This window comes from Dokdonia pacifica (genome assembly GCF_900188275.1).
In the GTDB taxonomy this organism is placed as follows: Bacteria; Bacteroidota; Bacteroidia; order Flavobacteriales; family Flavobacteriaceae; genus Dokdonia; species Dokdonia pacifica.
The window spans coordinates 91,262-105,016 of record NZ_FZNY01000004.1 but is presented as its reverse complement, the minus strand read 5'-3'; the positions used below and the strand labels follow the sequence as shown (position 1 = coordinate 105,016).

Here is a 13,755-nt window from a genome sequence, read left to right as displayed (position 1 = left end):
CCATAAACGGGGTGGTTGTTTTCTGATTTTTGTAACATGCGTAGCACAAAAATCAAAAAACTTTCCGTTACCTAAAAAAACTTCTTCTTAGCGGAAGGTCTATGGATGTATTTATTACCAAACTGCGTAAAAAACTAAAAGAAGATCCTGCTATTTCTATTGTTAATGTAAGAGGATATGGATATAAACTCATATGTTAATCTAATAGGAACGCTTCTGTATACGCTTTCGCGAAAGCGTACTTAAAAAACGGCTAGATTTTTGTACTTTGCTTACTATATGAGAGTCGCTGCCCTTTTTCTTTTTTTATGTTTTCAAAGCATTGCTGTGGCACAATCCTATAGTGTGACAAAATTGAAAGAGATTTCATTAAAAAGCGATTCATTTATTGGCGCCGATAATTTTCAAAATCTTTATTATACATCTAAAAGTACTTTATATAAAAAAAGTGATACTGGAATTATTGAATATGCGGCTTTAAATTTAGGGCAAATCACTACCGTAGATATTATAAACCCTCTAAAAATTGTAATTTTTTATAAAGAATCAAATACGGTCGTTATTCTCGATAATACATTAGCCGAGATTAGACGGATTAATTTTAGTGCTATAGAAAATTTTAGAAATATCAGCCATGCTACCAATGCAGGAGATAGACGTTTATGGATATACAATACTGACATACAACGACTGGAATTATTTGATTATAACCAAAATAAAGTCATTATAGAATTTCCTCCTACAGTTTTACCTACCATAGAACTTACTAGCAATTTTAATGTATGTTGGGTAAAAACCAATGAAGCTATAGACTCTTATACAGTATATGGTAGTTTAATTAACTCCTTCCCTATTGAAACTTCACTAGAAGCAATTACGATCTATAACGAATCTATTTTTGCAATAGCTGAAGAAAAACTTTTTTATAGTAAAAAAAATGCTCCAACATTTTCAAATCTAGAAATTCCAGAAATTAAAGTAAAACAGTTTTCGATCAAGGATGAAATCCTTTATATTTACGATGGTCAAATTTTGACGACTTACAGACTCAATCTATCAAAAGAATAATCTAATGCACATTGCAATCGCCGGTAATATAGGAGCAGGAAAAACAACGCTCACAAGACTTCTTGCTAAACATTATAAATGGACTCCGCAATTTGAAGATGTGGTAGACAACCCATATTTAGATGATTTTTATAATGCTATGGAGCGTTGGTCATTTAATCTACAAGTATACTTCTTAAATAGTCGTTTCCGTCAGTTATTAGAGATTCGAAATAGCAAAAAAAGTATTATTCAAGATCGAACTATTTATGAAGATGCATTTATTTTTGCCCCTAACTTGCATGCCATGGGGCTTTTGACAAATCGTGATTTTCATAACTATCGTTCTCTTTTTGATTTAATGGAAAGTGTTGTAGACCCGCCAGATTTAATGATTTATTTACGTAGTTCTATTCCTAATCTTGTCTCTCAAATTCATAAACGAGGACGTGATTATGAAAACTCTATAAGTATAGATTATTTGAGCAGACTTAATGAGCGTTATGAAGCTTGGATACATGATTATAAAAAAGGAAAACTCCTCATTATAGATGTAGATAATATCAACTTTGTAGATAATCCAGAAGATTTAGGAGAAATTATCAATAAAATTGACGCGCAATTACACGGATTATTCTAAATCTTTTACCAGTTTATTAGAGGTATTTCTCGTGTTTTCTATATATCGTATAGGAAATATGTATCGTTATTTACGCCTTAATTAAATCAAATTCACAATAATTTTACGATTACTCGAGATCATCATTCTTGTGATGATCCTTACTTCTTTTGTTATTCATGAAATTACCTAGTCAACTACAAAACATGAATTCTAAAAGATAAAATCGGAATTATCTTACAAATTTTAAGCATTTCATCGTCATTAAGCGTGTTTTTATCGATGTTTTTGAGAGAAATGTTAATATATTCTAGATTAGAACATTAAAATTGAGTAGTTTTGCGAGCTCATAAAAACCCCAAATTATTATGAATATTTTTAAGTTATCCCTAATGACACTTTTGGTGTTTACAATTTTTTCCTGCTCGACAGATGCAATTAATCCTGACACAGAAAATTCTTTAATAGCAAATCCTGATCTTATAGGAACATGGACTGGAATTGATGTATCGTACTCTGGTACTATTACTACAATTAGTGGTGGTATCACAACTACTCAAGAAATAGAAGGAACTAATTTTGATGGAACATACACCATTACTTTTACACAAGATCCTGATATGGTAACAGGAGAAGGATTATATTCCATCGAAGAAGTAACAACATCAGATGACGAAACTTCTTCTAGAGTGGTTACTAATTTAAATTTAATAACTTCTTCTACCAATTGGAATCTTGTAGATAGTGAATTAACTATGACTGCTGATAATAAGATAATCACAGCAACTATTTCAGAGCTCACTAATGATTCACTCATTATGGAAATAGATGAAAGTACAACCACAACCATAAATGGAGTTTCTGAAACACTAGTTAAAAATTCTGTTTTTACGTATACAAGATAAACTAGTAAAAAGCTATTTGAACAAAAAAAGCGAGCTAATAGCTCGCTTTTTTACTTGATATTAAAACAGGGTTTTATTTCCCTTTTTTTACTTTAATAGTAACATTTTTTTCTACTGATTCTACAGCAGCTTTCACTTCTTCTGTAGTTCCTTCATATACCTTTTCTTCTTTAGTAGTTTGCCCGTCTTTAGTAACTGTGGTTATTACTGTAGCTTTCGCTTGTCCGTCATCTCCAGCATTCATATTAACCTCTATTTTCTTTTCTACTTCTTTATCTGAAGTTGTATTTGCTATAACTTCAATTTCTTGAACTTCTGTTAAGGCAATACCATCCTCTGTATGTCCTCCAAGTATTGGAGCAATTACTAGACCTATTAAACATGTAAGTTTGATAAGGATATTCATAGATGGCCCAGAAGTATCTTTAAATGGATCTCCAACAGTATCTCCAGTTACAGCTGCTTTATGTGCATCAGATCCTTTATATGTCATTTCTCCATTAATCTCTACACCTGCTTCAAAAGATTTCTTAGCATTATCCCAAGCACCTCCTGCATTGTTTTGGAAAATTGCCCAAAGAACACCACTTACAGTAACTCCAGCCATATAGCCTCCTAACATTTCTGCAATCGCTAAATTATCCATTCCAAATAATAAAGGAACAAAAGCAATTACTAATGGGAAACCTATCGTTAATAACCCAGGCAACATCATTTGCTTTAAAGAAGCTTGTGTTGAGATAGCTACACACTTATCATATTCTGGTTTTCCAGTACCTTCCATAATTCCAGGAATCGCTTTAAACTGACGGCGTACTTCCTGTACCATCTCCATAGCAGCTTTTCCTACTGCATTCATTGCAAGAGCAGAAAATACCACAGGTACCATTCCTCCTACAAAAAGCATTGCAAGCACGGGTGCTTTAAATATGTTAATTCCGTCTATTCCTGTAAATGTTACATAAGCTGCAAATAAAGCTAGAGAAGTTAATGCCGCCGAAGCAATTGCAAATCCTTTTCCAGTTGCTGCAGTTGTATTTCCTACAGAATCCAAAATATCTGTACGCTCACGTACAATAGGTTCTTGCTCACTCATTTCAGCAATTCCACCAGCATTATCAGATATAGGTCCGAATGCGTCAATAGCTAATTGCATTGCCGTAGTTGCCATCATAGCAGAAGCAGCAAGTGCTACTCCATAGAATCCTGCAAATGCATATGATGCCCAAATAGCACCTGCAAATAACAATACAGATGGGAATGTAGAAATCATACCTGTTGCTAAACCTGCAATAATATTTGTTCCTGCTCCAGTACTAGATTGTTGTACTATTTTTAAAATTGGAGCTTTTCCTAGTCCTGTATAATATTCTGTCACCGAAGAAATCACTGCACCCACTACAAGTCCTACAAGTGTTGCATAAAACACACGCATTGCAGAAATTTCTTGTAATCCTTCTCCAAAGAACTCCATATTCATCGTTTCTGGAAGCATCCAAGTACATAATCCAAAACATGCTAATGCTACTAAAATAATAGAAGTCCAGTTTCCTTTATTAAGAGCACCCATTACTTGTGCTTCTTTTGCATCGTTACTATTTATCTTAACAAGCATTGTTCCTATAATAGAAATAATAATACCTGCTCCTGCAATTGCCATAGGTAATAAAATAGGTCCTATTCCTCCAAAGGCATCAGCAATACTTCCGCCCATATCTTTAATCACATAATTTCCTAATACCATTGCAGCAAGTACTGTTGCTACATACGATCCAAATAAATCGGCTCCCATTCCTGCAACATCTCCTACATTATCTCCTACGTTATCAGCAATGGTTGCTGGGTTACGAGGATCATCTTCAGGAATTCCTGCTTCTACTTTACCTACAAGATCGGCTCCTACATCGGCTGCTTTGGTATAAATACCTCCACCTACACGTGCAAAAAGTGCAATAGATTCTGCTCCTAAAGAAAACCCAGCTAAGGTTTCTAATACGATCGTCATATCTCCCGTATTTGTCCATCCATCTGGCATGAAAACAAATTTATAGAAGACAATAAAGAAAGCTGTCAATCCTAATACAGCCAGTCCTGCAACTCCTAATCCCATTACAGTTCCACCTCCAAAAGAGATTTTTAAGGCATTAGGTAAACTTGTACGTGCCGCTTGTGTTGTTCTTACATTCGTTTTTGTAGCAATCTTCATTCCTACATTTCCTGCATATGCAGAAAATATAGCACCAAAAATAAATGCAATTACAATAAGCCAATGGGTTGTAGGTACCACAAAAGAAACTATGGTTAGTAATACACTTACAATAACTACAAAAATGGCAAGTAATCTATACTCGGCACTTAAGAAAGCTAATGCTCCTTCATAGATGTAATCTGAAATTTCTTTCATCTTTCCATCTCCTGCATCTTGTTTTAGTACCCAAGAGCGTTTTATTGCCATATAAATTAGCCCTAGCACTGCCATTGCAATAGGCATATAAATCATCATTGATTCCATATAATATTCTTTTTGGTTTAATTATTTTTTAAGCGTCGCTAATGTAGCAAATCAGAGCGAACAAAAAAAGCCTCAATCCAAAGGATTGTGGCTAAAGGCTAATTCTTTTAAAAAATGTAATCTAGTAGATACTTACTTCACTACGTGGTACGTCACTATCTTGATAACGTTCTATACATTTTGCAACAATTTCTTTTGCTTCATGTACATCTCCCCATCCACCTACATCTACTTTTTTCTCTTCAAGATCTTTATATACTTGGAAAAAATGCTCAATCTCTTTAATCAAATGTGGATTTAATTCAGAAAGATCATTTACTCTACTAGCAATTGGATCACTTACAGGTACACATATTACTTTTTCATCTGGTCCTTTTTCATCGGCCATGTGAAAAACACCTATAGGCTTTACTTCAATCACACATCCTGGAAACGTAGGCTCTGTCACTAACACTAATACATCTAATGGATCTCCATCTAAAGCAAGTGTTTCTGGCACAAAACCATAATCTGCAGGATACATCATTGATGAAAAAATCATACGATCGTAACGTATTTTCTTCAACTCAAAATCGTACTCATACTTATTACGACTCCCTTTAGGAATCTCTATAAGCACATCAAAGGTCTTTATTTTATCTGCTGTCATACTCTAATTTCATTCGACTTTTGTTCTCACAAAAATCATATTTAATTGACACAAAGGTCATTTGCTTTTATACGCTTTCGCGAAAGCGTACCCAGAAATTTCACAAACACAATTAAACAATTGAAAACCAATTATTTAAATACCTAAAAAGGATGTGTTCTTCGTTTTCGGGGTGCAAAAATACACTGAAACGACGATATAGCCAAGGAATGGCATGTTAAGTTTAGGTTAGTTAATTACTCTATGGTAATTTTCATTCCAGATGTGTTTCCAGAAAATTCAGGCGCATACATACTCTGAATCGTACTCACTCCATTTGAAAATACTCCTTTATTATTAACTCTTAACTCATATTCTAATACATAAGTACCCATAGGCAACCTATCAAAAAAGAAATGTGTAGCGGTATCACGTGTACTTTGATAATAAGAAAGTCCATCTTGATACTTATGCCTAGAAATAACATCTATAGGCTCTACGCCACTTGCTCGCATATCTTTAAGATGCACGAATTCCATATTACTTTTTACATTCACTGTTAATCGAACTTTAATGGTCTGACCTAATTGTAAAAAGCTAGTATCTGTAATCTCTTGTAACGGTTTTGTAGGATCACTCTTATCTACCAAAAACAATGCTTTAGACATATTTAAAATAGCTCCTTCTGTGCTTTCAATCTTGTCTAAATCTTCAAAATATTGCCAATACATGCCTCCATAACCTACTGTAGTGCCTTTATTCTTAATCGTTGCCTTAGCAAGAGATATAGTTACCTCATCACCTTTCCAAGTTGCTTTTACATACCCTGTCCCGTCTTCTCTCGGGGCTTGATCCATGCGTTTTTGACTTTCTGGGGTTTGCATTTCTATTTGAGTCGTATCATCTAGCGATGCAAAGGAATTACCTGTCATTAAAAGGGCATACGTTGCCGCAGCTGTGGCTTTTGTTGTTTTCCAATCACTAGTGCGTTTTTGTTGTAATAACCATATTTTAAGCTCTTCTATCGTTGCTTCATCTTGTAACACCTCATCAAAAGCTTCTATAAGTAACGCCTGTGTTTCTATAGGAGCTTGATACCAATACCATCCAGAACGATTATCTTTCCAATACATCCCATTTATTTTAGATACTACGGCAGATTCTTTAAGACCCGTAAGTATCTTTTTTGACATTGTTACATTACCAAGTCTATAATTGACCAAAGCTAATAGTGCTTTTTCGTAGGTAGATTTACTTAGCCAAGTATCATTATACAGTTGTAAAGACTTATTTGTGATTTCCTGAACTTTTACAGGCAATGGGTATTCTTTAATAAAATAAGATCTAGCATATAAGAAATGTAAGTGATCTCTACGCCCATAAAACAGTGTTGTATCCTTATTATATTTTACAAAATCTTTTAATGCATCTTCTAGTTCTATATCCAGATAATCAATAGCTTCCTCAAGTAGTACTGGCGCATTTATCTCTATTCCTAGTTGCTGCAAATGCCCCATTCCTGAAACAATATGCCTTGTGATATATGGATTACTTTTTCCTCCTGAAAACCAAGGAAATCCTCCATCGCCATTTTGTTTGTCTTTTAATTTAGCAAGTGCCTTTTCTTGAGCTATTGCATTTTTTTGAATATCAAATAACAATCCTAAACGTTTTTTCTGCTCGGTTTCAGAACGTGTATCTCGTAACCATGGAGTTTCAGAAATAAGAATAGATTTTAACTCTTCATTTTTTTCTAAAGCACTTTTTAGTACGCCATCACCTCTCCATGAATCAAATACTTTTTTAATTTCAGGATTGCTGTTAAGTACTTTCGCCGAAAGGCTATTTGCATACATTCTAGAAAAGGTTTGCTCAGAACATTCATGTGGAAATTCCATCAAATATGGTAATGATTGTAAAGCATACCAAGAAGGATTAGAGGTATACTCCATCGCAAACTTTTGATGTATAAGTGTCTTTGATGTTGTTTGCATCAAATGATCCATGGTTACTTCTCGTTCTTCTCCAGCTCTTACAAGAAAAGGAACAGACTCTGTAATCATCATTCTATTGGATAAAACGGGGAGTATATTTTCTTCTCCATCAGAAAAAGAGCCTGCTTTTGCAACCATACGATACATCACCGCTTGAACTTGTGCTGGAATTTCTAACCTCCAAAACACACTCGTATTACCATAGGGTGTAATGGCCATCTCCCGAGTTGCTTTTGTATTTTTAAGAACTGCATCAATAGGCTGCATGGTAAGTGCATCAAAAAGTTGTAATTGCACCGCACCCTTCATTTCTTCGTCCGTAAGATTTGCAATTTTTGCACTTAACTCTACCGTATCTCCTTCTCTTAAAAAACGGGGTGTATTAGGAACTAAACTTAGATCTTTCTGCGTAATGACTTCTTTTTCCAGCCCTCCAGTGATGATGTCTTTTGAATGCGCCAGTAATCTAAAACGCCATTGCGATAATAATTGAGGCGCATTAAAAGTAAATTTAACTTCCCCTCTTCGATTTGTAGTGAGATGTGGATAGAAAAAAGCAGTCTCATTAAGGTTTTTACGAATCTTAACGCCTTTAAAATCAAAGGTGCTTTTTTTGCTATCTGCTCTTGAATTATAAAGTAACGCTTTATCAGAATTATAATCATATGCTATGGAATCTGTTACTGATAAAGCATTTTGAGAAATAGAGTTATATCCTCTAATAACTACATCATCTGCTACAACCGAAAGCCCCTCTATGGATTCAATTTCTTCAGACTCTACCACACTCACAGCATACCCTAGTGCTTTTTTCTCTCTTTTTATCCCTTGTGCCGTAATCACAATACCATCTACAGTAATATCTACCTCAAGCGTTATATACATTATATCTCTTGTTACCTCATATTCTTGAGTAATATATCCCACATTAGAAATTACTAAAACATCAGATTGTTTTGCATTTATAGAAAACTCTCCATTAGCGTCTGTTTCTGTAGTTACTTGGGTACCTTTAACGGTAATTTCTGCTCTTGATAAACGATTTCCATTCTTGTCTAATACGATTCCTTTTAGGTTTCCAACGGTACTAGTAGCTATCTTAATTTCTTGTTTTTGAAGTATTCGTTGTCTTTCAAGGTAGCTGTCATATACATATTTATACCTCAGAAGATTTAATCCATATACATTTATTCGATCAAATCTGCTATTCAGCACAATCTTTCGTCCTACTTTGTTTCTAAATCTAAAAACTTCCACAAAATCATCTCTATAATTACGCTCTAAAGACGGTATTCTATGATTGGTATACTCTCTAAAATCAAAATTGCGATTCCAATAGCTTTTTGCATAGGTATCTAGTGATTTGTCATACATAGACGCAAGAATTTCTGCTTGCACCTTTTCGTCTTTTGAGTTTCTGATTTTAAAACTCCATTTTTCTTTCGCATCTGGATAGAGTTTACTCCTAAATGTTTGTGTCTCTATTTGAAGAACATCTTTAGGAATGGATAAATCTATAGGAACATCTTTATGAAAAAACCGACCAAATCTTGCATACATTAAACGAATGGTCACTTGTTTTTCAAAAGATGCATCTAGTTTTATTTCAATAGTTTCTTTACCATCTATCTGTATGGCATCCCTATAAAATCTATCATTTTTATGAAATCCATTTACAAAAACAGAGAGGTCATTTAAAGATGTCTTAAGTGCTAAAGCAACAAAACCATCTTTTTGAGGCTCCTCATTTACGATCTCATAACTAAACAATTTATTTTTAGGAAGGTACTGTTGCTTAGGTTGATTTAATGTAAAATACTTTTCTGTAACCAGACGAGTTCCTTCTTTACTTAGAGACGTATGTTCTAAAATATACGTTCCTGCTTCCCATAAACTATTGGCAAGGATTTCTTCCTTATACTGAGATTGATTCTTAAAAACACCTTCATATACTAAAGTGCTTCTTGACTTTGGAATACTATCTTGATCATATAACTCATTAGGAAATGCTTCTTGAAAGTCTTCTTTAGAGATTTGTTGAAATTCGGGGGTTTCCCATAGTCTATTGAAAACAATTCTATTAGTTGTCTCTAGTTTAAATATCTTTATGGTATTGTCACAAGCAACTTGAGCATCATTCAGGTTTTTATTCTCAACTTCAACCATAAAAGATGCTCCTGCCTTTACTTCTTCAGGTACGACAAGCGTTGTCAATAGGTTTTTATCACTTACTTTTAAGCTTTTTACACCTGTACGCGTCTCTCCATTTATATCTGTAATTTCAACATTTACGGCAAACTCATAAATAGTATGAGGAGATTTCCCTTCATAATCTGCGATGTATTTTATTTCAAAATTCCCTTGACCATCAGTTTTAAAAATACCATTCTCTAACTGACGACCTCCTCCGACATTCCCTCGATAATACCAATTACGAAAGACTTCGCTTCTTGTAACTGTATACGTTCCATTTGCTTCTGTGATGTTAGATCCTAAAAATGCTTTTGCATTTCCAGTAATTGTGATCGTATCATTAGGTTTATACACCTTTGAAATATCATCAAATGTGATTTCAAAAGTAGGACGCTTATATGCTTCTACTTTAAAATAGGTGTACCCATCACTATGATCTGAAATACTTTTCCAAAATTCGGTATCGCTATTTCCTTCTTCTACATATATTCTAAATTGACCCGTAAGAACATCTTTAGGAATGGCAAACTCCCCAGAGAAAGAACCATATTCATTAGTAACAAATTCCTTTTCTAGTAATACATCACCATTACTACTTTCTATATATAATCGTACTTGCTCTTGCGATACGATGGTAGACTTTTTATGCGCTCTTTGCAGTAAGATGCCCTTAAAAAATAAAGTTTGTCCTGGTCTATAAATCCCTCTATCTAAAAACACCTCTACCTTAGACTTTTTCTCTACATTTCTATCTCTTCGATAAGAATGATATATGCGATTCTTAAATCGCAAGGTATCGTTATTATAGATAGCTGTATAACTCACATTAAAATTACGGTAATTACCATTTTTGTATTTGCTTTTCTTTATAGTATATTCTCCAAACGCATCAGTTACTCCAGAGGTATTATAGACACTCGAAGAAGCTTCTGAAGACACTTTTACATTTTCCAAAGGAGCGCCAGACGCTTTATTATAAAACTGGAATATCTTTTTACTTTCATAATCTGTCACAGTATATCCTATCTGAGATACTTCTGTAAACCCAAAAGCATAACTTCTTGTAGCTTCTAATTTTTTATTATCTACATAAAAAAGATACTTCCCATGCGGTAATTTAGGGAGAAGCACCTCTGTAGTATGTCGATGCATATCTTCAGATTTTGGTAAGATATACGTAAGAGAATCTACAATAGCATTCTGATTTTTATCCCCTCTTATAATATCCCAAAACTCTGAATCTATACCATAGCCATTATCGATATTATAGGATGTAGGAGCTTTAATAATCTTCACGCATAGTGTATCTACATTCCTATAGCTAACAAACATTCTATTGGCTTTTCCTGGCAATGTTTCGGCCTTCACCTTTATAGAAAGTTCTAATTGATTAATTTCTCTAAGTAAATAGGTTGCTCGGGTAGAAGCTTCTGTGTTTGGATATGTTTCAATAAGTGATGTACATATCTCTTTCGCTTTAACATAGTAGCTTATCTCGTCACGTTCTCCATCTTCATAGTCTTGAATTCTTGCCAAACTCAGATAGTGACTCGCTAGTTCTACCTGTAAAATACTATGAATAAAATGTGTGTTATGCTTTCGCGAAAGCGCACGAAGTTGCTTCCCATACAGTTCAGCTTTAGTACTATTTACGTGATATTGCTTTGCAAATTTTAGTCGTTCTATCTGAGCATATACATACGCCGTAGGATCTGCATCAAGCGCATGAACCTGTTCTATATCTTGCATTAACTTCACGGCATTATAACTGGAAGCTACAGTGTCTTTTGTTTCAAACACCGTATTCCTGAATGTTTCTGAGGTATCAAAAAAAGAAGGATGATCTATCTCAAATAAAATAGCAGGTCTATCGATTCCGTATAATGGATTTTTATAAAAAGTCATAGCCTCCTGAGCGATCACATCATATAATGTAGGCTTATAGTGCCTATTCACTAATCCTTTTAATAAAAACTCCTCAACATCTGAAACTGGGGTTTTAATAAGTGCTTCTTTATGATGGAGTGCTTCTTGGTATGTATGTATAATTTCGTTTATAAAATCTGTCCCTGTCCAAGAGGTTATATCTTCTGTTTTTTTGGACACCGAAGTTCGTTCATTGATTCTATACCTACTCGCACTGTAATAGTCATTAAGTAACTGCGCTTTTATTACTTTTAAAATAGCTTGTTGTGCAAGAGGTAATCCTTCTGAAGTTTCGTCTATTTCTTTAAGAATTTTATTTTCAACATCTTCTGTGGTAATTTTAAGAAACTTCCATCTAAATATAGATGCTTTTACATAATCATTGGCATGTGCATTATTGCGACTCAGCTCTCGAATATTATCTGCCAGTTTCAATGCACTTTTAACTTGACCTCTAAGTTCTAGGGTATCTATTTTTACCCATTGTTTTTGATAGGGAGATTCTTGTGCACAAACAAGCTGAAGGCTGAACACAAAAAAAAGAGTGAGGAACGTTGTTTTCATTATTGATTGGATTTTGATCCAAAGTAAAGATACTACACCTATAAGTGCTAATAACAATGAGGCAACATATGTTTTGAGTTAGTAAACAAGAAAAATAATGTTTTTACTTTCGTGAAATCGAACTCGTGAGACCTACCTACCGGCAGGCAGGTTCACGACCACAGGAGGACGAAACGTTAAAGCAACATAAAAAAAGCCCTAACAACCTATAAAAGTCATCAGGGCAAAAACTACATTTTTAATGAGTTTAGTTCTTAATAATTCTCCTTGAAATTGTGGTATTCTCTATAGTAGCCACTATAAAATATACTCCTGTTGGCATTTCTGAAATACTAATAGTATTATTTGTAACCTGTATTTCTTTAGACAGACTTCCTAACATATTATATAACTTTACTGTAGTACCGTTAAGGTTTATTCCAGAGAATGAAATGAGATCACTTGTTGGATTAGGATACATTGAATACTCCAGTTGTTCCATATCTTCTATAGATAGCATACAATCTAATTCAACACCACACGCTACATCTGTTAATTCTGGAATATCATCAGAAAACTGTGGCAAATCATTTGCGCCATTTGCGCCTTCTCTTGTACCATGCGCTTCATTTGCATTACAATCTTGTACATCACAAGATGAATCGGCAGCATCCATTTTATAATACCCAATTAGATTAGACTCATTTCCTGATAATTCTGTCGTATAGATAGCTGCAATTTCTTCAGGAGTTCTCACTACATTCCAAATACGAATCTCATCTATATTACCATTAAAATGCTCTTGAGCTGTTCCATTATCAAAATTACCTATGTGCGTTGGAGCACTGGAGCTAATTGTAGGAATATCATCATCTGCAATAATAACGCCTAATGTTTCTGGTGTGCCGTCTACATAAAGTAATATTTCATTGCCACCATCATAAGTCATGGCTACATGATGCCAAACATTTTCTTCTAACACCTGAGATCCTTCTACATAGATTCTTTGTGTGAAAAATTCTGTAGCAGCAAAGGCGCTTATATAACCTTCGTTAGTAATTTGAAATCCCCATCCTCTAAATGACACACCGCCATTACCGAGTTTTGCAATAATCTGTTGAAAGGAACCATTGTTTCTAATATTCACCCAAGCTTCAATTGTAAAATTATCTGTTGCTTCAAAAGCAAAATTTTGTCCTAAATCTACATAATCATCTGAACCATCAAAATTCAATGAATGATTTTGAGCAAAAGATGTGATTGTACATATAATAAAAAGAAAAATAAGTAGTGTTTTTTTCATAACATAAATAGTAAAAAATTAAACTTTAAAAGGCTTATATGCCTTTCTTGATTTAAAAGTCTTATTTATATCAGACACCTACAAT

General features: G+C 34.1%; 7 protein-coding genes and 1 pseudogene. 4 read left to right on the top strand and 4 right to left on the bottom strand.

All coding sequences use genetic code 11. The features are described from left to right. Window positions 1-89: 89 nt before the first annotated feature. From CHB80_RS12960 to CHB80_RS12945, 4 genes and pseudogenes are all read left to right on the top strand, one after another. Window positions 90-200 (top strand): annotated as a pseudogene (locus tag CHB80_RS12960) (winged helix-turn-helix domain-containing protein); the annotation flags it as partial. A 145-nt stretch (window positions 201-345) separates the two neighbouring features. Further along, window positions 346-1,068, top strand: a complete 723-nt coding sequence (locus CHB80_RS12955) for a hypothetical protein (protein WP_143337128.1) — start codon at window positions 346-348, stop codon at window positions 1,066-1,068. Between the two features lie 4 nt (window positions 1,069-1,072). Next, window positions 1,073-1,687: a deoxynucleoside kinase gene (locus CHB80_RS12950; protein ID WP_089371916.1), complete on the top strand. Its 615-nt coding sequence runs from the start codon at window positions 1,073-1,075 to the stop codon at window positions 1,685-1,687. A gap of 347 nt (window positions 1,688-2,034) precedes the next feature. Beyond that, window positions 2,035-2,571: a hypothetical protein gene (locus CHB80_RS12945; RefSeq protein ID WP_143337127.1), complete on the top strand. Its 537-nt coding sequence runs from the start codon at window positions 2,035-2,037 to the stop codon at window positions 2,569-2,571. Window positions 2,572-2,644: 73 nt separating this feature from the next. On the opposite strand, the gene CHB80_RS12940 is transcribed toward CHB80_RS12945, so the two are convergent. The 4 genes from CHB80_RS12940 to CHB80_RS12925 all read right to left on the bottom strand — a co-directional run bounded on the left by CHB80_RS12940 (window position 2,645) and on the right by CHB80_RS12925 (window position 13,670). Continuing rightward, window positions 2,645-5,083 carry a sodium-translocating pyrophosphatase gene (locus CHB80_RS12940; protein WP_089371914.1) on the bottom strand — a complete coding sequence of 813 codons (2,439 nt, stop codon included), beginning with the start codon at window positions 5,081-5,083 and terminating at the stop codon, window positions 2,645-2,647. A 121-nt stretch (window positions 5,084-5,204) separates the two neighbouring features. After that, on the bottom strand, window positions 5,205-5,732 hold the full coding sequence (locus CHB80_RS12935) for an inorganic diphosphatase (RefSeq protein WP_089371913.1): 528 nt from the start codon (window positions 5,730-5,732) through the stop codon (window positions 5,205-5,207). 236 nt (window positions 5,733-5,968) lie between these two features. After that, a complete protein-coding gene (locus CHB80_RS12930) occupies window positions 5,969-12,388 on the bottom strand; it encodes an alpha-2-macroglobulin family protein (protein WP_089371912.1) in 6,420 nt (2,139 codons plus the stop codon). Between the two features lie 247 nt (window positions 12,389-12,635). Beyond that, a complete protein-coding gene (locus CHB80_RS12925; RefSeq protein WP_089371911.1) occupies window positions 12,636-13,670 on the bottom strand; it encodes a LamG-like jellyroll fold domain-containing protein in 1,035 nt (344 codons plus the stop codon). Between the last annotated feature and the right edge of the window lie 85 nt (window positions 13,671-13,755).